The organism is Bradyrhizobium sp. T-1 (assembly GCF_053592855.1).
On sequence record NZ_CM132115.1, the window covers coordinates 1,551,307 to 1,573,309 of the forward strand.

Consider the following 22,003-nt stretch of genomic DNA (forward strand, 5'->3'; position numbering starts at 1 on the left):
AGACCAAGGAACAGAGGTCGAATTGAAAAGCGCAGTGAAATTGGCGGAATCAGAGAAGCGAGCCGATGAAAATCGATTGCAGACCATGTCTGAGGTTGTTTTGGCTGAAGCCCGCCATGTAACGGTGGCGTTCGGTACATTCGAGGCAGTCAAGTCGGCGAATCTTTCGGTCCGCAAGGGCGAAGTTGTTGCGATTATTGGTCCGAGCGGGTCCGGCAAGAGCACGCTCCTGCGTTGCTTCAACTATCTTCAGCCACCAACGTCCGGGTCGCTTTATGTCGACGGAGAGAGGATTGGCAACGACAAGGGCAGAGCGTCCAACGCTGAGTTGATGCGCTTGCGTCGCAAGGTCGGCATGTGTTTTCAGTCGTTCAACCTCTTCCCGCACCTCACCGCCGTCGAGAATATAGATTTGGCACAGGTGTCGGCGCTCGGCCGCTCCCGCACTGAATCGCGTGAGCGTAGCATGGATCTTCTCAAGAGAGTCGGCCTTGAGGCGAGGGCGAATACGAAGCCTGCGCGCTGTTCTGGCGGTCAGCAGCAGCGGATCGCAATCGCGCGCGCGCTCGCTCTGGATCCTGAACTGATGTTGTTCGACGAACCCACCTCGGCGCTTGACCCGGAGCTCGGTTATGAAGTTCTGGCCGTTATGCGTGAGTTGGCCGGCAGCGGAATGACCATGATCGTCGTCACGCATGAGATGCGGTTTGCAGAAAGCGTCGCTGACCGTATCGTTTTCATGGCCGACGGAGAAATAATCGAAACCGGTTCGCCGCAACAGGTGTTGCGCGCACCTACGCAGGCTCGGACACAAAAGTTCCTGAAGATGGTGTTCGACCGATGACTGAGGTTCTCAAGTACATTCCGATCATCGCGCTCGGAGTTTCTACGACAATCACCCTGGCGATTATCTGCTTTGCTGTCGGTGCGCTGTTGGGGTTGGTCATCGTGTTCGCTCGGTTGTCAGGAAATGTAGCTCTGAGCCGTGCCGCAGCTGCTTATGTCTCCGTTGTCCGCGCAATCCCACCGATCACCTGGCTCTTCATCATTTTTTACGGTCTTCCTCAGCTCGGACTGCGGTTCTCGAGTTTTTCGGCAGCAGTCCTTGGTCTGGGGCTGATTTGCTCGGCTTATATCTCAGAGATCTACCGCTCCGGTTGGAATGGCCTCGCATCTGGACAGATCGAAGCTTGCAAGGCGCTTGGTCTGTCGAGATTTTCAGCATTCACGAGGGTCATATGTCCACAGGTGGCGGTGATTATCCTGCCCATGGCCATCAGCTACTTTATCGCGGTCCTCAAGAATTCCGCGGTGGTTTCGGTGATTGGCGTCAGTGACATTACCGAACGAGCGCTCGCGCTCAGCCACTCGGCACCAAATCCATTTGACGTCTTCGTCGCAGCAGGCGCGGTCTACATGCTGGTAAGCGTGCCAGTCGGTGTCATTGGTCGATTTGCGGCTCCATGGATGAGCCGCAGACTAGGCGTGGCATGATGGGTACGCTTGTTGTTTTCCTCAGCGCAATGTTGCCGGGACTGATCGTTAGTCTGCAGGTGATCGTCGGTGTTGTGCTGATCGGGATCCCCCTTGGCCTACTTCTTGCCATCGGTTTGATCAACCAAAGCCCGATGATACGAGTCATTGCGCTGATCGCTGTCGAAATCTGTCGCGGAATCCCCGCGCTGGTCATGCTCTATATAGTCTATTTTGGCCTTCCGCAGTTTAACGTGGTGCTCGACTCGGTGCCTTCTGCCTGCCTAGGCTTGGGCATCAGCATGGCTGGATTCGTAGCTGACGTATTTCGTTCAGGACTGCTAGCGGTCCCGAACGGACAGATTGAAGCAGCGGCAGCTATCGGATTGTCACGGGGAGCGGCATTCTGGAAAGTTGTTCTACCGCAGACGGTACGGATCGTCACTCCACCCATTCTTGGCTATGTCATCAGCTTCTTCCAGGCGACTTCGCTTGCTTACGCAATCGCCGTCCCCGAATTGATGAACAAGTCCTACTCGGTGGCTTCTGACAATTTCCGTTTCCTTGAGGCGCTCACGCTTGCCGGCGTTCTCTATGCCGTCCTCTGCATCCCGGCGGCTCGATATGTCAACCAGCTGTCTGAGCGCGATAGCAAGCTAGGTCACTGAGTAACATTTGAGATGCTGAATACCAGAAATGTAGAGAGGGAAATGAAAATGCTTCCAAGAAATGGGCGGGGGATCGGCGCGGCTGCCCTCGCATTGACCGCCTTGGTTGCCGGAGCGGCATCCGCACAGTCCGATTGCACGCCTGACCACAAATTTCCAACGATCAAACCGGGTGTCCTTACCATCGCGGAGCCCGACTTCCCGCCGATCTTCACCTATAAGAATGGTGTTATGGGGGGGCTCGATGGTCTGTTCTTTGAGAAGTTCGCCAAGGCGAATTGCCTCAAGGTAGAAGTAATGATTCTCCCTATTGGCGGTATCGTTGAATCGGTGCGGAACGGATTGGCTGACGTAGGCGGCCCAGGCTTCACCGGTACGCCGGAGCGAGGCAAGGTCGTCGGGCTGACCAATAAAATGTACTATAACCGTGCTGTTTTCGTGGGAAAAGATCCGAGCGCCAATCTAGACGACTATGGCGGGAAAGTCTTGGGAACGGTTACAGGGTTCGTCTGGAACAGTGACGTCCAGGCCTGGGGCAAGGCAAATCTTCGTCTCTATGACTCTGCAGATATAGCCTTTGCCGATCTGCAGACTGGGCGGTTGCCTGTCAGCTTGTTTGGAGAGATTAACGCCCAGTATCGGATTTCCCTCGCTCCAGGTAGGGGACTCAAGGTCGTTGTGCCCGGACCGCATGAAGGCATTGCCGCATTCAACACGCCAAATCACACGCAAATCATTCACACCAAAGCCAATAACGCCCTGACCGAAGCACTCGATGCGGACATTGAAAACTGGCGCGCGGATGGCACACTCTTGTCGTTTTTGCAGAAGGTCAATCTGCCGGCGGATCTTCTGATCCCTTCCAAAGACGCTTCGAAAGTCAAGGCGGAGTAATCTCCTGCCCTGCAATTAGACAGGATGGCGCTCACGAAAATGTTTGCCGCAGCCGTCGAGGATGGGGCGGGTCCCCAGCAAGTGTGGGTCGGGAAGGACTTGATGGGGATGTCGCCGTGGCAAGTATGCGTGACGGCCGAATTGGCGAACAAAAGTATAAGCCGGCCCCGAAGGGCGAGATCGGCGTATTAGATTTCAATGCCGAGATTCAAGGCGGCTTTCAAGCTGAGATGTAGAGGCATCCGAGGCCTGCGTGCCTAGGGAAACAACAACTGCTTAGACAGTACGAAGAGGGAAGCCCGGTGTTTAGCGACGAAGTTAAGAAGAATTTGAGCCACGCCTCAGCTGTCACCTTGGGTGATGTGCTTGAAACTCGTGTGATGGTGACGCCAGACTGGTTAGCACTCGAGTATCTCGGCCACAATTTCACATACCGGGAATTGAACGAGATCGCGAACCAATGTGCTTGGTCGCTGGTCGACCTGGGCGTCGCCGCAGGAGAGGCCGTCGTTGTCCTTTCCGAGAATACGCTGGATTATCTTGGCCTGATCTATGGTGCCTCAAAGACTGGTGTCGCCGTTGCCGGGTGCAATTTTCGGCTTGCCCCGCGCGAGGTGGCCATCTCGATTTCAGTCGTTGCGCCGCGCTTTGTTTTCGTTTCGGCATCGCTCGAGCCCTTGTTGCGCGACGCAATGCCTCATTATCCCGAACACCTGCAGACGCCGCAGATCATTGTGTGGGACAAGAACGAGTTTGATGGCGGAAAGCCGCATCTCAGCGCCAGTCTGCGCCAGTCCAGAAAGAATGACCCACACATCGACGTTGATCCGGAACAGATTTTGGTCATCGTGTACACGAGTGGCACGACCGGAGCGCCGAAGGGAGCGGCACTGTCTCACCGCGCCATCATGGCGCGCGCCAGCATCATGGCGGCCGAAATGCCGCTGACGCGGCATGATAATTATGTCGCCTGGCATCCGCTCTTCCACATGTCCTGCTCGGACTATGTGCTGATCACCCATGCGCGCGGCGGAAAGGTATTTATGACGCCGCGCTTTGATGCTGCGGCAATCGCCGACTTCTGCACGCGCGAGCGGATCGGCTGGCTCTTCCTCGTTCCCGGCGTGCTGGATGAAGTCGCCGATGCCATTCGGGCAACTGGCAAGCCTGTAAAAGGTATTGGCTATGTCGGCTGTATGGCAGATCTGTCGCCGATCCATTCGCTAAGAAAAATTACTGAGGTTACGGGTGCCGGTTACTTCAACACTTACGGCACGACGGAAGTCGGCACCGTGCCGAGTTCTTATGGCACCATTGACCTCTCCGGAGAGGAGGTCCATTTCCGCAAAGTGCAAACGACCTTTTCCCGCGTGCGCATCGTCGATGCGAACGATGTGGATTGTCCGATAGGTGTGCCCGGGGAGATTTTGTACCGTACCCCCACGTTATTCAGCGGCTACTGGAATAATCCTAAAGCGACAGAAGAGGCAATGCGCAACGGCTGGTACCACTCGGGCGATGTCTGCGTGATGCACAAGGATGGAACGTTCGACCATGTCGGCCGCAGCAAATATATGATCAAGTCAGGGGGGGAGAGCATCTACCCTGCAGAGATTGAGCATGTCCTGCTGAAACATCCGAAAATCTCGGAGGTGCAGGTTATCAAGGTGCCGGACGAGAAATGGAGTGAAGTACCCGCAGCCTATATTGCCACGCACGATGGAAGAGACATCTCCCAGGACGAGTTAGACAACTTCTGTGCCACACAGATCGTGAAGTGGAAGATACCCAAGCACTATCGGTTCATTGGAATCGATGATTTTCCACGCAATGTTACGGGCAAGATCGAGCGGCCAAAACTGGAACAGATGTTCGCCGCCGAGACCGAAGTGCAAACGCCGGTCGCTTGATCCTCGTAATAGCCAAGCGCTAAGTTGTTATAGCGCATAGCACTTCAGTTCCGCTTTCTGGCCGACGTGCCACAAAGCAACGTAGCGTCTGGACGTCTCAGATGAAGCGCCTCGGCCGAGGTCCTTCCGGTTTGCGATGTCTACGTTCTCGTGGTCGTGCGCCCGTAGGCAGATCAAGGTGCTGTGCCGAGGGAGAGTAAGAGTTGGCATTTCCTGTGGCTCCCGGGACAGGCGAGTTTCACTATGCTCTTAATCAGCTGTGATTTGATTCTCAAATTAGCGATAAGCCGCTTCTCTTTGAGTAGACGCAGGACGCAGGTACCAGTTGTCGTCTCCTAGTTGTCTATGGTCGCCGAACGTTCTGTTTCGTGCGCGAGATCGATGAACTTCCCTTGCTAAACTGAAAAAATGTCCTACAGTTGTATTGTAGTGACGTCGTTGAAAGTTCCATCGCCCGAGCAAGCGCCGGGGACTTAGCCAAGAGGACACGCGCTTATGGCATTGCTGCAGGTATGTGCCGAACACGAAATTCTTGAGGGGAGGCATAAGATCGTTCCTCACGAAAAAGGAGATATCGGCGTCGTCCGCTTCAACGGTCGCTTGGTGGCCATCCGCAACCGCTGCCCCCATGCAGGAGCAAAACTTTTGTTCGGATCCGTGAGCAGGACAACCGTGGCCTCCTGTCCTCACCGTCTGGAATTGGGTTATGAGGACGGTGTGTTCATCTGTCCTTGGCACCACTGGGAATTCGACCTGCGCGACGGGGCCTGTCTCGCCGATCCGCGCACAAGGCTTGAGAAGTTTGCAGTCGAACAACGAGACGGCAAGATTTTTATCGAAATCCCGGACTAGCGAAACAGAAACCAGCCTCTTTCGGCAGGAGACGAGCGATGAACTTGCGTGTCAGCCCCTCTCAATCCACGGAGCCGTTGATCACCAGTTGGGCCATCGATTCCGATGTCCATCCCAACGTTGCCGACGGCCTGCGTAGCCTCAAGCCCTATTTGTCTAGTGCGTGGGTTAACCGCCTTGGGCTCGACATCATGACCGACTGGGGGGCGCGGGTGAATGGCAACCAGATCACGATTCCGGTGCAGCCTTACACAAATCCCCACGGCACTATGCGGCCTGAGACGATGCCGCCTGGCGGTGGAGTCCCGGGTTCTGTCCCCGAGGTCATGAATCGTGACTTTCTAGACGTCAACGATCTTGGGGGCGCTCTGATCACTCCCGGACCGGCGCTTCAGCTTGGAGGCTTCGCGAACCCTGACATGGCTACGGCGATTGCCGGCGCTATCAACGAGTGGCAGGCGCAAGAGTGGTTAGCTTCGGACCCGCGCTGGCTCGGCTCGATAGTCGTCAGTCCGCGCGATCCGGAGGGAGCCGCCAAGGAGGTCCATAAATGGGGCAAGGACCCCCGAATGGTCCAAGTTTTCATCCCTTCGATCGAAGGCATCTCGCTTGGCAAGAGGCACTTCTACCCGATCTATGCGGCCGCCAACGAATACGGACTGCCGATCGCCAACCACCCCGGTAGCGAAGGAGCAGGCGCGAACGGCAACATGTTCGCCGTCGGCGCCCCGTCGTACTACTTCGAGTATCATACGTTGTTCGGACAGGCGAGCCAGACGAACCTCGTCAGTCTTGTTGCGGAGGGCGTGTTCGATAGGTTCCCGAACATGAATGTACTATTTCAGGAGACTGGTTACGCTTGGTTGATCGAAATACTCTGGCGAATGGACCAGAAGTGGAAGGGTGTTCGTTCGGAGATCCCGTGGGTCACGCGACTGCCGAGCGAGTATGTTACCGCGCGCGTGCGTCTCACGAGTCAGCCGCTCTACGAACCCCGACGCGGTTCGCATCTCGAGAAGATGCTTGAATTGATCAACGCGGACGAACTGCTGATGTTCAGCAGTGACTACCCGCATTGGGACGCGGATGATCCGATCGCTGCCTACACCAAGCTGCCAGAGCGGCTTCGCAACAAGATGTTCGTCGAAACACCCTACAAGTTCTTCAACTTGAAGCGCAACGGCAGTACGCCGCGCGAGGGTGTCTCCCGGAACATCTAGCCGAGACAAGGCTTGGCCACGTCGGTGAGCGAAACATCCATGAGCGACATAAACTACTTTGACCTGCGTGTCGTCGACAGGCAGGTCAGGGCTGACCAGGTGACCGAGTTCGTGCTCGCTCCGGTAGGCGGTGCGCCATTGCCGGCCTGGGGGCCGGGTGCCCATATCTCACTTCAGCTGCAGCCCGGACTTGAGCGCCAATACTCTTTGTGCGGAGGTCTCGACAATCGGGAGACGTGGCGCATCGCGGTGCTGCGGGAATCGCATGGCCGGGGCGGGTCTGCATATTTGCACGACAACGTAAAGGTAGGCGGCATCCTTCATTGCAAGGGCCCGCGAAACCACTTTCCGCTCGATGTGGCCTCCTCGTACATTTTTATCGCCGGTGGCATTGGTATCACGCCTATCATCCCCATGATTGAGCAAACCGAGCGATGGGGCGTCAGCTGGACGCTGTATTATGGCGGTCGCAGCCGCGCTTCGATGGCCTATCTTCCCGAGCTGGCGGCGTTCAGCGACAGGGTACACATCATCCCGCAGGATGATCTGGGCGTCCTGGACCTTGCTACCATCACCCCACATATCCCCTCAGGCTGCCTGGTTTATGCTTGCGGGCCAGAAGGCTTGCTCAATGCCCTTGTCGATCGTTCCGCGGCATGGCCCAAAGACACCCTGCATGTCGAGAGGTTCAGCCCGATAGTTCCTGATCCCCGCACGGTCAGCAGGCCATTCACTGTCCATCTGCGGGCCTCAGCAAAATCGATTTGCGTCGGTGTCGATGAGACTATCCTGGGCGCCATGGTCCGCGAAGGATTGCGGCCTCCCTCGTCTTGCAAGGAGGGGACGTGCGGGACCTGCGAAACACGCGTGCTTTCGGGAGCGGTCGATCATCGGGATTCGGTTCTGTCGCCGTCCGAGCGCGAGGCTGGTAACTACATGATGATCTGCGTTTCGCGAGCAAGGGGTGATGAAATCGAGCTGGATGCATAACCCCAATCCTGTGCGATGAGAGTCAACAAAGAAGGGACGTCAAATGACGTTAGCATTGCCAACGGGCTATCGATTAGCGGTTAGCATAGGCGTGGATTTCGATGGCCACTCGGTTTGGCCGGCAGCTTTCGGAGTCAGTTCGCCGGGATATCTCTCCAGGGGAGATTTTTGCGCAGAGGTCGGTGCACCGCGTCTTTTGAAGCTGTTCGCTAAATACGGAATTCGAACGACTTGGTTCACTCCCACCCATACAATGGAGACATTCCCAAGCGCCTTCGAAGCGATCCTAAAGCAAGAGCATGAGATCGGTGCCCACGGCTGCCTGCACGAGAAGATAGGTAGCATGGAGGAGCCTGTCGAACGCGCGCTCATGGAACGCCAGATCGCACTGCATGAGAAGCTTGTCGGTAAGAGGCCCCGCGGGTATCGTTCCCCGTCCTGGGACTTCAGTCCAAATACCCTTCGAATACTGGAGGACAATGGTTTCGATTGGGATTCATCCCTGATGGGGCGGGATTTCGAGCCCTACCACCCGCGGCCCGTCACTCTGCGCGACTACGGAGGAAGCAGTTTCGGACCTCCAAGCCGAATTCTTGAAATCCCAGTGTCTTGGCTCTTGGACGACTTTCCCGCTTTCGAATATGTCCCGCGCGTCGCCGTCGGCTTGGCATCAACAGAGATCGTCTATCAAAGATGGAAGGATCATTTCGACTACGCACTTCAAGAAGTCCCCGGAGGAGTGATGGCCTTGACAGTTCATCCCCAATGTATTGGACGAGCGCCACAGATCATGATGCTTGAGCGGCTCATCGCTTACATGGCGAGTCATTCAGGTGTTTGGTTCGCTCCCATCAGCGAGATTTGCGAAACTTGGCACGAAGACCAAGTGCCTATGCATGGAAAGTTGTGGGATACTGCCACGATCTGATTGAATCGTACGATGGCTCTCTTAGCGGGGTGCTTTGGCACATTGTTTGTTCTCCGTCGTGAAAGGAATTTGAGAAATGCGCGTCGAGCAGAAAGACGGCGTCGCTTGGATGATGCTATCTCGGCCTGAGAAACTCAACTGTCTCGCGCTCCGAGACTACCTGGAGTTAGGGGATGCCGTTCTCCAAGCCTCTGCCGACCCGGCCATCGATGTGATCGTAATCGGAGCTACTGGGCGCGCTTTCTGTACCGGAGGTGATCTAAAGGAGATCTTGGCGGAAATAGAAAAGGGCCCCGCGGCGGCAATCGAAATCGTGCATAAGTTTGCGGACGCTTCCATACGTCTGTTCCAATTGATGGAGAGTTCGGCCAAGACCGTCGTCGCGATGGTGAATGGACCATGTCACGCCGGCGGTCTTTGCATGCTTCTGAGCTGTGACGTGAGCGTTGTTTCGGATCGCTCCAATTTCGCGGTCCCTGAAGGGAGGGTAGGTCTTGCAGATCCCTTTGTTCCGCTGAGGCTTGCGCGGATGGTAGGCGTCGCACGAGCAAAATGGATGATGTTCTCCGGCGAGATTCTGGACGCCGGCGACGCATTGAGAGCCGGCCTGGTTACTCACGTAGTGCCGCACGACGAGCTGGAAGGGGCTACCCGAAAGATTGTCAGCCAAATTCAGGAGATGTCTCCCGCATCGCGAGCACTTTACAAGAAGTCTATCAATAGCGATCTTGCTCCCTTTGATCGGAGTATCCAGTTCAGCGCAAATGCTGGACCGGATGCCGCCGAAGGGCTCTCAGCATTCGTTCAAAAAAGGAAGCCAATTTGGCCGTCGCGAGCTCAAGAACAGTAATTGGGGCGTAGGTCACGAGTGCGATTTTCATCGATTGGCCTGAACTCGCCCTCTCGTCCTGAGGCGATCGTGAGAGGTCGCCCTCGTGCTTGGCTTTTCGATCGGGAGGACGCTAGCCCTACTGTGCGCGGTTGCCCCTTACATCATATCCTGCAATATTGACCCCCTAAGCCGGGGCATCAGGCAGAAGCGCAAACAGGCCAGTGACTGGCTGAGCGGCGTCAGTTCGTCCCACTGTCGATCGTGTCCCATGGCGTGGTGTAGCTGACGGCCGGTCACCGCCGATTTTCCGGCGGGCCGGAAGGCGTCAGTCTGCCACGGCGGGCAAGCCGACGATGGGGATCGCGGCTCAACGGCGCAATGGTTTCCAGCGTCATGTAGCGGGGCCCGCTGAACGGCCCACCCGTCGTTCTTGCTCGAGCAGGATCGCGCCGACGAGGCGAACGACGGCGTCTTCCTTTGGGAAGATGCCAACCATCTCAGTCCGCCGCTTGATCTCGCCGCTGAGGCGCTCGATTGGATTGGTCGAATGCAGCTTGTCATGCTGTTGAGGCGGGAAGTTCGTACGCCTCCGACGAGGGCCGTCTTGCGTGACGGATGGTAATTCGCGAAGCGTGTGACCTTAAGTCTAGCATTAAGGTCATCGGGCGATGCGGGTCGAGGTTTTGGGCGGGCTGGAGCGGCGGCGGCGTTGGTCGCAGGACGACAAGGCACGGATTGTCGAGGAGACGCTGGCACCGGGCGCGAAGGTAACTGAGGTTGCGCGTCGCAACGGAGTAGCGGCCAGCCTGGTGTTTACCTGGCGTCGACAAGCACGGACATCGGAACAAGAAGTTATACCATCTTTTACGCCGGTGCAGATCGCCGCCGTAGCGGCCTCGGCCGAGGAAACTCCGAAGCTTTTGCCTACTGTTGATGGCCGAGTTCGCTCGGTGGCAGCCGCGCGTACTGGATTGATAGAGATCGATCTCGGCAACCGACGGTGCATCCGGGTGGACGCGCACGTTGATCCGGAGGCGCTGGCGCGGGTCCTTGATGTGCTTGGACGCCGATGATTGCTGTACCGGGGAATGTGCGAGTATGGCTCGCGACAGGCTACACGGATATGCGCAGAGGCTTTCCGTCGCTGGCTCTCCAAGTGCAGGAGGTGCTACACAAAGACCCGCTCAGCGGTCATCTGTTCGTCTTCCGCGGTCGCCGCAGCGATCTCGTGAAGGCGATCTGGCACGATGGCCAGGGAGCCTGCTTGTTCACAAAAAAACTCGAGAGAGGAAAGTTCATCTGGCCATCGGTTGCCGGTGAATCGGTAACGATCTCGCCGGCGCAGTTGAGCTATCTGTTGTCCGGAATCGATTGGCGCAATCCGCAAGAAACCCAGCGTCCCACGCGGGTCGGATAACCGTTTTGGGTTTGAATCTGCTGCTCGATCTGATTCAATGGCTTCATGACATCGAAGCCGGACGATCTTCCGTCGGATCTCGCGAGCGCCTACCTTGCGCTGCTGGCCGAGCGCGAGGCGTTGCAGGCTGAACGCGATGTGGCAGTCGCGGATGCCGCCAACGCGCGGGCGGAGCTGTCGGACAGCGAGGTGATGATCGCGCATCTTGAGCTGCGGATTGAGAAGCTCAAACGTGAACTGCACGGGCAGCGATCCGAGCGCACGGCGCGGCTGATCGAACAGCTGGAATTGGAGCTCGAGGAACTCGTAACCACTGCGAGCGAGGATGAGCTTGGCGCGCAGGTCGCAGCGGCGAAGACGCAGCACGTCCGCCCCTTCATGCGCAAGCGGCCGGTTCGCCAGCCATGGCCGGACGACATCGAACACGAGCGCGTCGTTATTGACCCTCCGACGAATTGCGCCTGTTGCGGCGGATCGCGGCTGGCGAAAGTCGGCGAGGATGTGACCAAGACGCTGGAGGAGATCCCGCGTCGCTTCAAGGTGATCGAGACGGTACGCGAGAAGTTCACCTGCCGCGATTGCGAGAAGATTAGCCAGCCGCCGGCACCGTTCCATGCCACGCCTCGCGGCTTCATCGGTCCGCAACTGTTGGCAACCATCCTGTTCGACAAGTTCGGCATGCATATCCCGCTCAATCGCCAAAGCGTGCGCTTCAAGGCCGAGCGGATCGACCTGCCGCTGTCGACGCTGGCCGACCAGGTCGGCCACGGAACCTTCGCCGTCATGCCGCTGTTCCAGCTGATCGAGCGTCATGTGCTCGCGGCCGAGCGTCTTCACGGCGACGACACCACCATCCGCATCCTCGCGAAGGGCAAGTGCACGACTGGCCGGATCTGGACGTATGTGCGGGATGACCGGCCGTTCGCCGGGCCGGCGCCGCCGGCGGCAGTCTATTACGCCTCGAGCGACCGACGGGGCGAACATCCCCAGAAGCATTTGGCCGCCTTCGCCGGCATCCTGCAGGCGGATTGCTATGGCGGCTTCGAGCCGTTGTTCGACCCAAAAAGGAAAGCAATGCCGATCACGCCGGCATTTTGCCTGGCCCATGCGCGGCGAGGCTTCTTCGAGCTGGCCGATATCGAGAAAACCGCACGGGAAGGCCTCAAGGGCAAACCGGTCTCCCCGATCGCGCTGGAGGCGGTCAGGCGTCTGGATGCGTTGTTCGAGATCGACCGCGCCATCAACGGCCGTAGTGCCGACGAGCGGCGTGCCGTACGCCAGGAGCGGAGCAAGCCGCTTCTCGACGGCATGCACGTCTGGCTGCTCCGCGAGCGGGAAACCCTGTCGCGCTCCTCCGAGGTCCTGAAGCCCATGAACTACATGCTCAGGCGCTGGGACGACTTCGCCCGCTTCCTCGACGATGGCAGGATCTGCTTGACCAACAATTGTGCCGAGCGCGCATTGAGAGGCATTGCCTTGGGGCGACGGAACTGGACCTTCGCCGGCAGCCAGCGTGGCGCCGACCGCGCCGCCATCATGCTGACGATGATCACGACCTGCCGCCTCAACAACGTCGATCCCAAGGCCTGGCTCGCCGACGTCCTCGCCCGGATCGCCGACCTTCCCACGTCACGGCTGCACGAACTGCTGCCCTGGGAATGGAAGCTCCTGCGCCAAGCCGATAAGCCCGCCGGTCAGCAGGCTGCCTGACCTTCACCCGACCGATCATAGAACTCATTGTGCCCGCGCGCATGCGTCAATCAGGCGGTCCTCGTCGTATGCGTACGGAAGTTCATATAGGCGAGCACGTCCGGCTCGGCCTCATCCATGAAGGCAGCGAGCTTCGGCAGTTTGGGACGGCGCTGGTCGGCGACCTTGCGCCACTGAGCCCGGGCCGCTTCGGCATCGTCCTCGGCAAAGGCGGTGTGGCGATGAAGGCGGAGACGACGCGTCTTCCGCTCTTGCCGGCATGGGCCAGGACGTTGCGCATCAAGTGGACGCAGCAGCACTGCCAAGCGGTGTTGAGCACCTTGCTGACGGCGGCCCTGATGCCCTCATATGCATCGGAGATCACGAGCTTGACGCCACGAAGCCCGCGCCGAGCGAGCTTGCGCAAGAACGTGGTCCAGAACGTCTCAGCCTCCGAGGGACCGATGTCCATGCCGAGAACTTCGCGCCGGCCGTCGCTATTGACGCCGACCGCGATGATCACCGCGACCCAGACGATCCGGCCATTCTGGCGCAGCCTCACGTAGGTAGCGTCGATCCACAGATACAGCCAGTCGCCCTCGATCGGCGGGCGAGGAAGGCCTTCACCTTGTCGTCGATCTGGGCACACAGTCGGCTCATCTGGCTCTTGGAGATGCCAGTCATGCCCATGGCCTGGACCAGATCATCGACGGATCGGGTCGAGACGCCCTGCACATAGGCTTTCTGCACCACTTCATCGCTCTGCCTTTGGGTACCGCAAAATGACTCCAATTTAAGAAGCGCTAGTAGCGCTAGCGATTACTGCTACTGCGGCTGCACGATCTACTTTCGTCGGCCACAGGTGGTTGGGATACAGCACGACCGGTCGCCCGCAACGAGCCTGACCTAGGCTATCCGGTTGTTTCAGTGACCGATTCTGACCGGCTCGGCTTCGGCGCAGCAATTCTCGCCCGCAAAAGCGGCCCACTGATCGCCTTCCGAAAAAAGGGAAGGGCCCCTTGTAAGCCGCTGAGAGGCCGATCACTTTCCCGGAGCGCCGCGGATCGGATGATTTCCAGGTTATTGTGTCTTCCGACGCCCGGGAGTCCTCCACATATTCTGTTCTCGTCTCTACGTGGGCACAACCTGGCTATTGCTCAAGCACGTTTACAATCTGTCCCTGGGTATATTCCAAAATACCATCAAGAGCAGACTTCTTGCCCATTCCGCTCTGCTTGACGCCTCCATAAGCGGTGCGCGGGTTGATGGCGAGAACGCCATGCGCATTGACCCAAACTAAACCAGCGTCGATCTTGCGGGCGACTGCGATGCCGTCTTCTGCGTCTTTGCTCCAGACGGAGCCACCAAGGCCGAACTGAGTACGGTTGGCTCGCTCTAGAGCCTCATCCAGGTCACCGTAACGAGTAATGGGCACCACCGGACAAAACTGCTCCTCTGTCATAAGGGGAGCGTTATCTCCTAGTCCCGTCACCACCGTCGGGCGGACAAAGTAGCCCTTATCGAAGACCAATTCATTCTCGATCGTCCCGAGAACGTGAATCTCGGCGCCGCGTGACTGCGAATCCCCGATATAGGTCTGTGCCTTGATCTGCGCCCCCTGCGTATGAAGCGGGCCCATAGTGACGGACGGATTCAATCCGTCCCCTACGACGAGCTTCTGCACCGCGGCTTTGAAGGCATCGATGAACTCATCTCCGCGCTTCTCCGGTACAAAAATTCGCTTGATCGCCATGCACACTTGGCCAGAATTCCTAAACGTCGCATGAACCATGCGATCAATCATGCCCGAACCGAAATCTGCATCTTCCAAAATCACTGCCGGATCGTTTCCACCCAATTCGAGTGTGATCCCCTTAATAGATTTCGCGGCATTAGTCATGATGTGACGCGCGGACGGAATGCTTCCGGTAAATCCGACCTTACTCACATCGGGGTGGGTCGTGAGCGCGTCGCCGATCTCGTTGGGCAGTCCGGTGACGACATTAATCGTCCCCGGCGGCAGATCTTCCGCGAATAGGCGGCACGATTGAATTAGGGTCAGAGGACAGGTCTCGGGTGGTTTGAGCACCACACAGTTACCAGCAAGCAACGCCGACACGATTTGCGTAAAGGCCAACACGTCCGGCGAGTTCCAAGGTACAATCGAAACCACCACACCGTAGGGTCGACGCAGGACCAGAGAACGACCATTTGCAGCGGGAACTTGGCATTCCGTGTCAAGCTGAGCAGCATATTCGAGTTGTATCTCTTGACGCCGGGGCACGCTCAGCAATTCGCCGCGCGCTTCAGCGAGCGGCTTCCCGTTTTCTCGCACAAAAACGGCAGCGCGCTTCTCGATCTCGGATTCGAGACGAAGCAATGCACTTTTGAGAAATTCCGCCCGTTCGGCATAAGTGAGGGTGGCCCAGGCGGGATGCGCCTTCTTCGCCGCAGCCACCGCCTGGTCGGCATGGTCTGCCTCACCCCTCGGTATGGTACCGACGAGATCCTCCGGTCTCGCGGGATTTCTAACCTCCAGCCTAGCGGTGGCATCAACCGACTTCCCACCGATCAACATCATCTCGTGGATAGCTGCTTCTGCGTTGCTCCTGGTCTGCATTGATTTCGCTCCCTTTCTGACTAGTGAGCCGCGCTCAAGCGACCGCCGCTAGCCTTGACCAAGACTCGGCGCAGGACGAAGAACTCGCGCCTTTTCGCCGAATGCCCGTAGAACAAATTCGCCCTAGTTGCGTCTCAGGATTCCTAATCGTCCGATCGGACAGCCCTTCGCTAACGGTGATCTGGCAACTCAGCTTGCTGTTAGCTTCTCGTGACGAGGACGTTGCTTCGAACAATTCCTCAAGGCTCACAGGCGGATTCACGAATGCCCCATCGACGTAAACGCGGCAAGTGCCACTCGTCTGCCGACCTCCAGCTTTGGCGACAAGTCCCTCGGTCCCGTTTTCCATTGCGCCTTTCATAACGTGTTGTCCGCTCGGCATATCAACAACGCGCTAGCACGCTCCTCCAACCGCCCGTTGAATTATGTCAACAGGATTGTATGTGTCTCTCACCGAACGCCACGCAACAAACTGATCGGGACGAATTAGAATGCATGTAGCATTATAGAATGCGCGGCTCTGCGCACGGTCGTCCCTCAGCACCTTCAGCGGGACACCGCTCGCCGCCGCAGCCAGTGTGATATCAGCAATAGCCTTCTTCGGTTCGCCAAGATCAAGTAGCGTGAACTCTGGCCCTAACTCCTCGAAAATGTCACGACCGGTCGCGAGCTGAAAGGGAGCCAAGTGGTGACCGGCCCGCGCCTTGAATTCATGCGATCCAATTGCGCCACAGATGCTGCCCGACGCTCCGGCAACAATCGACGAGCCTTCGTAGTTGGGCTCAAAGGAATTAACCTCAGAGCGCGCGCCGTTGGACCGCGCTGCCCACGCTGCCTCGAATGCTTCTTTATCGATCGCAGGATCGAATTTTGCGAGAAACTCTCTGTCGCTGTTAATCGCCTTCTCGATGAAATCGCGCGCCGTTGACGCGAACACCGGCTGCCGTTCTTCTGCGTAGCTGTCGAGCAGCCTGGCCCCACCCCAGCCTTTCAGTACCGCCGCAAGTTTCCAGCCCAAGTTGGCTGCATCTTCGAGACCGGTATTGATTCCGTAGCCACCATAGGGCGGATGACTGTGCGCAGCATCACCCGCAACGAATACGCGCCCCTTGCGGTAGTCGTCGGCGATTGCCACCCGAAGATCCCAGAAGCCAATGTGTTCGATATCAATGTCGAACTCTTCGCCAACGGCAGTATGGAGATAGCGTTGGAAATCGAAATTATCCTTCGTGGTCCCGATCGGCACCGGCGCGTGGAAAAACCAGCTTGTGCCGAGATCGACTCGACCAAAGAATTTCCAGTACCCCTTCAGATCGGGATGCAGCACGTTGTAGAATGACTTGTTGGAAAATCGTTCAAGCAGCTCGTGCAAGCCGGTTGAGCGAAACACGAGCAGTACCATTAACCTGTCATGATCCGAAATGGTTTGAGTGATGCCGCTAGTTTCACGAGTCAGTGAACGGCTACCATCGCAACCAACCACGTAATCCGACCGTAGCGTGCGGCGTTGGCGGTCGTGACGATCGGAAATGGCGACCTTCACGCCATCGCCATCCTGCTCGATCGCTTCAGCCGTCCAACCGTAGACCGCCTCAACGCTCGGCAGTTGGCTGAGCCGGTGGCGCAGAACGGTTTCTGTCGCGTATTGCGGGAGCCGTTCGTTGTCCGTGAAGTAATATGGCCGTACTAAGTCGCGCTGCAGCCAGTCATATTCGTAACCGCTCAGCAGCGTTCCATAGGTCGTCATGCCACCAATGCCATAGGCTCGGGGAATTGTGCGAGCTGCGCGCAGAGACTGCTCCGCACCCCAGAAGTAGAAATGCTCCAGCGTTCGTTGGGTCAGGTTCTGGCCTTTTGGAATCTGCTGCGGAGCCCTGAAGCGCTCGATCAGAATGCAACGAATGTTGCGCTGGCCAAGCTCGATGGCTAACCCGAGACCGACGGGTCCGCCTCCGACGATGACGACTTGAGTGTGGGAGTCCACGGTGATGCTCATTGATTTGCGATTTGTCGTGATGAAAGCGGCGATGGATTGGTCCGCGGGGCGTCCCTGCTCGCAGCGTGAGAGACGGTTTGATCTCGAACCGAGTTCATTTCCATTCACGGAGGGCGGTCCTGCCCGCTTCTATCTTGCCGCCGAAGCAGGCTACCCGAGCAGCGCTACAGTTAGACGACGCGGCGCTCCCGAATGAAACTGCCGATCCCTCTTCTTAAACAGGAGGTTCGGCGAATCGATCGAGAGACGAGCTGGGTCACGTTTCTGCCGCTAACAGCTCTTTGTGCACACCTTCATAAGTTGCGAGAACCTTGTCCATAGCGAGGCGCATCATTCGCAACTCACCTGACTTCCGCATTATCTTATATTGGGCCTCAATCATCGCCTTATCCTCGCCGAAGGCTTGGCGACTCAAATCGTAGAAGAACTGCTTCTCGCCCGGGAAGCGCGAGTCAGGACCGAAGGCGAAGAAATACCGCGTTTTGTAGTCGGTTACAGGCGTCACCGCCTGGCAGGTGTATGAAGAGAACAGCGGCTCAGCTTGTGGGCGGCTGTCACCGGATTGCGCCAGTGCGCCTAGTGGATAGCGACCAGCAAACTGCAGAAAAACCCCCGGAGCGAGGAAATCGTACGATGAATAGAAATCTCCCGGACCTTTGTCCTGTAGGACGCGGAGCCCACCTGCAGGCGTCGGGGGAATTTTCTCCATCCTGCGCGTGACACGGACGCCGCGGGGCAACTTTTGGATCCTGGTCTCACCATAGATCCACCCTTTGACGGCGCGATCGCTTCCACCGCCGAAACTATCCTTGTGTACCCAGCCGACATGCGAGAGGTCCAAAAGGTTGTCATGAATAAGATGCGCCGGCGCTTCCATGTCCATGTAGCCTGGTTCGAGAGCCCAATCAGCATGCGCGTAGCCCTTGAAATCAGGGATCAGTGCCTCGTCGGCCCGCTCAGGAGGCCCCATCCAAACCCAAACAGCATTGTGCTTTTCGACTGAGGGATAGGCGCGTACCCGCACCGACTGCGGTACAATCTCCTGCCCCGGGATCTCGGCGCAACTACCATCGGGGTTGAACAACAACCCATGATAGAGGCAGCGCAACTGCCGTCCCTCGCATCGACCACGCGACAGCGGCGCGTGACGGTGAGCGCAGCGATCAGCGAGAATGACGATCTTACCGTCGTCGGCCCGGTAAATGACCAGAGGTTCTCCAAGGATAATGCGGGCCTCCGGGACCTGCGCGAATTCGCGGTCCCAGCCGGCCATGTACCAGGCGTGGCGAACATAGCGCTCGATTGATGGGCTCGTCGTCATTGGGCGTCTTCCTGTTTTTGCGTTGTAGCGTCAGCTTCGAATCGGCGCCTCTCCAGCATCGCGGACGAGGCGCGAGGACAGGGATAAAAGGACAACAGCGTACACGAGCAGGAAGGACACGCAGATTCCGACAATTGCCGAGAGATCGCTCGCCCCGATAGGCACAATGCTTCCACTTGATCTTCCTCCACTTGATCTTCCTCCAATTGCTTTCGTGAGACGCTGCTTAAAGTGCAGCTTTGTTTCCTGCATCCGCACGCCGCCTGGCGGCGCCCTCTTCATCATCCAATGGGCGCTAAGGCGCGGCCAGGTCGATTGAAATACGCCCCCTTCGACGCTCGTTCGAACGCAGGCGGACGATTCTAACGGTATCCAACACATATAGTTGTCATAACATCGTTGTCTACACAAGTCTATTGGCAAGCCGCTGACCCGTTGCACGAATGCATAATTCGCCTTTACGAATGCCGGAGAGCAAACGACGTCCTCTTTGCAGACCGGAGTTGCCGATGCCATTTCACCCCAGAACATTGGCCGGAATCTTGATGCGTCAAGCGATTACCTTCTTGACGAATTTCGCGAGCAACGGTCCAACCTCGTCGGCAGAACCACCGATCTGATGTACCGGAGAGATGTGATTCTGTGCCTCTAGCAGATGGAAATCAGGCCACCTGCTTTTTTCCTCGACCCATCGCCCCACGGCCAATGATGTTTGCCGCTGAAACATCGGATCCTCGATTTCACCGATCGTGAACAGGCACCGAACTGGCGTTTTAGCCAGCCCTTCGACGCTGGAGCATGCTGCAAAAGCCGACGCATCCTCACCATAATAGGCGCGTTCGAAATGCCCCGGCTCGGCAGCAGTCAAATCGAAGACGCCCGACATCAGGACGGCACCGGCCAGCGATTGCGCCGCCGACGCGCGCGTTTTCGAGTTGGCAAGATACGATGCGACATGTGATGCCCCGGCGGATTGGCCAATTAGTACAATCCGGTCGGTATCGCCGCCATACTCTCCCGCATTTGCACGCACCCATGCGACGATGGCGCCTATATCGTCGACGCCGGAGGGATATTTGTGCGCAGGTGCCAACCTATAGGTTGCCGTGATCCCGAGGCACCCCTGAGCTGCCGCCCATATGCCGATATTGTTATAGAAGGGCTGGCCAGCATTGCCCTTGTCGCCGGCCACGAAGCCGCCGCCATGAATGTAGATGACGATCGGCCGCTTGCTGACGTGCTTCTGCGCGCCGAATAGGTCCAGCCTGTGCCTTTCATCGTATCCATATTTGATGTCGCGAATGACGGCCGCCTCCGGGTACGGGGGCAACAGTGGGGCAAACAGCGCGACGGAGGCCTGGACCATAGCGGGAGTAAACTCAGCGCCCATCGAGCGAATCTTTTCATGCATGTCGTTCACGACGACTCCATTGCTCTTTGTTGCGATGTACATAACCTCTCTCGCTGACGCACCCAGTCCGCCGCCTTGCGAGCCCCGCTCACGTAAAATCGTCCACTACCCTGTCGTATGCGTCACATAAGCCAAACCTATATCAACATTGATAGTTGTCAAGACAACAAATTGAATGTTGTGTAGACATCAATATAGCTGATATGAGTTTTCAGTCGCACTTCGATTGAGGCGACACCAGGGCCGAACAACAGCCGAGCGCGAAGGGTGGGAGTGCACTCCGCAAGCGATTGGCGTCAGATCGAAGAGGAGGCGACATATGCCGGAACCAGTCTTTCCATCCAAGGGATTCTACGGTCCCGTACCAGCGTTCAGGTTTGAAGCAGACATTCGCGATTGCGAAGTGATTGGCCAACTTCCTCGTGACCTCATCGGTGCATATTTTCGAGTCGGCGGCGACCGCGCCTATCCTTCACTCGAGGATGACGTCCTCATCAACGGTGACGGGATAATGTCAATGTTCCGCTTTGAGGACGGCGGAGTGGACTATCGGTGTCGCTACGTCGAGACTGAACGGCTGCGACATGAGCGTCGGGTCCGGCGCCGCCTGTATGGCAAATACCGAAACGAATTCACTGATGACGCCTCGACGACCGGGACGGACCGCGACAATACCGCCAACACATACGCATTTTCGCACCACGGCCGACTGTTCGCTTTGCGCGAGGACAGCCATCCCACCGAGATCGATCCCAGGACGCTTCAGACACTAGGCACCTGGAATTGCGGCAATCGCCTGAAATCGAAGACCATGACGGCGCACCCGAAGATCGATCCAGACACCGGTGAGTGGTGGAGCTATGGCCTGTTCGCTTACAAGCGCTACGAAGGCGAGATGAATTTGCAGGTCATCGATCGGAATGGAAGGCTGATCCGGGAAGAGGAATTCATGACTCCCTATCCTGGTATCAGCCACGATTTCGCGATTACGGAACAGCACATCATCTTTCCTATAATGCCGCTCACGGTCGACATGAGGCGTGTGAAACAAGGCGGCGACTTTTACGCATACGATCCCGACCTCGCCCCCGTCTACGGCATTATGCCGCGCAGCGGCAGCGTTTCTGAAATCCGATGGTTCAAGGCTCCCGGGGCGTTCATGGCGCACGTCATGAACGCCTATTCCGAGGGACATCTTGTGCATCTGGACGCACCGATCGCACGCGGCAACAGCTTCGGAATGTTCCGTGACGTCTCTGGACATCAGACTGATCCCACAATGGGGATACCCACGATTTCGAGACTAACGTTCGACCTCAAAGGCGGGGACGTCAGCATCAAGCCCTTCCCAGGATCGATCGGCGAGATGCCACGCTGCGACGAGCGCTTCACTTCGAAGCGATATCGATATGGCTTTCACAAATCGCGCGACGGTATCGTGCGGATCGATTGGCAAAACGGCGAACGTTCCGTGTATGCTACCCCCAACGCGCCCGGCGGCGCCCAGGAGCCCGTGTTTGTGCCCCGAGCGCCCGACGCTCGTGAAGGAGAAGGCTTTGTTGTGTGCCTCGTCAACGTCGATGCCGAGAACCGAGCCGAGCTCGTCGTGATCGACGCAGAAAAGATGACGGAGGGTCCGGTTGCAACAATTCGCTTGCCGTTCAACCAGCCGCAAGCGTTTCATGGCTGCTTTGTTTCCGAATAGAGATAGTTTGCGACCCTGCGGTGCGCGTCGTCGCACCGCAGTCTGGCTCCATCGATTGAACCTCACATTGCCGGTCG

General features: G+C 57.6%; 18 protein-coding genes and 2 pseudogenes. 14 read left to right on the top strand and 6 right to left on the bottom strand.

What is annotated here, in order from left to right:
* The first annotated feature begins 85 nt into the window (after window positions 1-85).
* From ACWAT4_RS07485 to ACWAT4_RS07530, 10 genes are all read left to right on the top strand, one after another.
* Window positions 86-844, top strand: coding sequence for an amino acid ABC transporter ATP-binding protein (locus tag ACWAT4_RS07485; RefSeq protein ID WP_449731178.1), 759 nt, complete (start codon window positions 86-88; stop codon window positions 842-844).
* Window positions 841-1,494, top strand: a complete 654-nt coding sequence (locus tag ACWAT4_RS07490; RefSeq protein WP_449730191.1) for an amino acid ABC transporter permease — start codon at window positions 841-843, stop codon at window positions 1,492-1,494. The genes ACWAT4_RS07485 and ACWAT4_RS07490 overlap by 4 nt, the downstream gene beginning before the upstream one ends.
* Window positions 1,491-2,141, top strand: a complete 651-nt coding sequence (locus ACWAT4_RS07495) for an amino acid ABC transporter permease (RefSeq protein ID WP_449730192.1) — start codon at window positions 1,491-1,493, stop codon at window positions 2,139-2,141. The genes ACWAT4_RS07490 and ACWAT4_RS07495 overlap by 4 nt, the downstream gene beginning before the upstream one ends.
* A 42-nt stretch (window positions 2,142-2,183) precedes the next feature.
* Window positions 2,184-3,035 carry a substrate-binding periplasmic protein gene (locus ACWAT4_RS07500; RefSeq protein ID WP_449730193.1) on the top strand — a complete coding sequence of 284 codons (852 nt, stop codon included), beginning with the start codon at window positions 2,184-2,186 and terminating at the stop codon, window positions 3,033-3,035.
* 302 nt (window positions 3,036-3,337) lie between these two features.
* Window positions 3,338-4,945, top strand: a complete 1,608-nt coding sequence (locus ACWAT4_RS07505) for a class I adenylate-forming enzyme family protein (RefSeq protein ID WP_449730194.1) — start codon at window positions 3,338-3,340, stop codon at window positions 4,943-4,945.
* Window positions 4,946-5,440: 495 nt separating this feature from the next.
* Window positions 5,441-5,797 (top strand): Rieske (2Fe-2S) protein, encoded by a 357-nt coding sequence (locus ACWAT4_RS07510; RefSeq protein WP_449730195.1) that lies wholly within the window; start codon window positions 5,441-5,443, stop codon window positions 5,795-5,797.
* 38 nt (window positions 5,798-5,835) lie between these two features.
* Window positions 5,836-7,017 (top strand): amidohydrolase family protein, encoded by a 1,182-nt coding sequence (locus tag ACWAT4_RS07515; RefSeq protein ID WP_449730196.1) that lies wholly within the window; start codon window positions 5,836-5,838, stop codon window positions 7,015-7,017.
* A 39-nt stretch (window positions 7,018-7,056) separates the two neighbouring features.
* A complete protein-coding gene (locus ACWAT4_RS07520; RefSeq protein ID WP_449730197.1) occupies window positions 7,057-8,007 on the top strand; it encodes a PDR/VanB family oxidoreductase in 951 nt (316 codons plus the stop codon).
* A 43-nt stretch (window positions 8,008-8,050) separates the two neighbouring features.
* Window positions 8,051-8,935, top strand: a complete 885-nt coding sequence (locus ACWAT4_RS07525; RefSeq protein WP_449730198.1) for a polysaccharide deacetylase family protein — start codon at window positions 8,051-8,053, stop codon at window positions 8,933-8,935.
* A 76-nt stretch (window positions 8,936-9,011) separates the two neighbouring features.
* Window positions 9,012-9,785 carry an enoyl-CoA hydratase/isomerase family protein gene (locus ACWAT4_RS07530; RefSeq protein WP_449730199.1) on the top strand — a complete coding sequence of 258 codons (774 nt, stop codon included), beginning with the start codon at window positions 9,012-9,014 and terminating at the stop codon, window positions 9,783-9,785.
* A gap of 307 nt (window positions 9,786-10,092) precedes the next feature.
* On the opposite strand, the pseudogene ACWAT4_RS07535 reads toward ACWAT4_RS07530, so the two are convergent.
* A pseudogene (locus ACWAT4_RS07535) lies at window positions 10,093-10,344 on the bottom strand (transposase); the annotation flags it as partial.
* Between the two features lie 91 nt (window positions 10,345-10,435).
* Here ACWAT4_RS07535 and tnpA point away from each other — a divergent pair.
* The 3 genes from tnpA to tnpC are packed head-to-tail and all read left to right on the top strand — an operon-like array spanning window position 10,436 to window position 12,894.
* Entirely contained in the window at window positions 10,436-10,840 is a 405-nt protein-coding gene (gene tnpA, locus ACWAT4_RS07540; RefSeq protein ID WP_449728858.1) for an IS66-like element accessory protein TnpA, read from the top strand.
* Window positions 10,837-11,184: an IS66 family insertion sequence element accessory protein TnpB gene (gene tnpB, locus ACWAT4_RS07545; RefSeq protein ID WP_212285651.1), complete on the top strand. Its 348-nt coding sequence runs from the start codon at window positions 10,837-10,839 to the stop codon at window positions 11,182-11,184. The genes tnpA and tnpB overlap by 4 nt, the downstream gene beginning before the upstream one ends.
* Window positions 11,185-11,229: 45 nt before the next feature.
* On the top strand, window positions 11,230-12,894 hold the full coding sequence (tnpC, locus tag ACWAT4_RS07550; RefSeq protein WP_449728857.1) for an IS66 family transposase: 1,665 nt from the start codon (window positions 11,230-11,232) through the stop codon (window positions 12,892-12,894).
* A gap of 77 nt (window positions 12,895-12,971) precedes the next feature.
* On the opposite strand, the pseudogene ACWAT4_RS07555 reads toward tnpC, so the two are convergent.
* The 5 genes and pseudogenes from ACWAT4_RS07555 to ACWAT4_RS07575 form a co-directional block, all read right to left on the bottom strand.
* Window positions 12,972-13,626: pseudogene (locus ACWAT4_RS07555) on the bottom strand (IS256 family transposase); the annotation flags it as partial.
* Window positions 13,627-14,023: 397 nt separating this feature from the next.
* On the bottom strand, window positions 14,024-15,493 hold the full coding sequence (locus ACWAT4_RS07560) for an aldehyde dehydrogenase family protein (RefSeq protein ID WP_449730200.1): 1,470 nt from the start codon (window positions 15,491-15,493) through the stop codon (window positions 14,024-14,026).
* 394 nt (window positions 15,494-15,887) lie between these two features.
* Window positions 15,888-17,489: an FAD-dependent monooxygenase gene (locus ACWAT4_RS07565; RefSeq protein ID WP_449730201.1), complete on the bottom strand. Its 1,602-nt coding sequence runs from the start codon at window positions 17,487-17,489 to the stop codon at window positions 15,888-15,890.
* Between the two features lie 256 nt (window positions 17,490-17,745).
* Window positions 17,746-18,810: a Rieske 2Fe-2S domain-containing protein gene (locus ACWAT4_RS07570; RefSeq protein ID WP_449730202.1), complete on the bottom strand. Its 1,065-nt coding sequence runs from the start codon at window positions 18,808-18,810 to the stop codon at window positions 17,746-17,748.
* Between the two features lie 550 nt (window positions 18,811-19,360).
* Entirely contained in the window at window positions 19,361-20,263 is a 903-nt protein-coding gene (locus ACWAT4_RS07575) for an alpha/beta hydrolase (protein ID WP_449730203.1), read from the bottom strand.
* A 277-nt stretch (window positions 20,264-20,540) separates the two neighbouring features.
* On the opposite strand from ACWAT4_RS07575, the gene ACWAT4_RS07580 reads away from it, so the two are divergent.
* Window positions 20,541-21,926: a carotenoid oxygenase family protein gene (locus ACWAT4_RS07580; RefSeq protein WP_449730204.1), complete on the top strand. Its 1,386-nt coding sequence runs from the start codon at window positions 20,541-20,543 to the stop codon at window positions 21,924-21,926.
* Window positions 21,927-22,003: the final 77 nt, after the last annotated feature.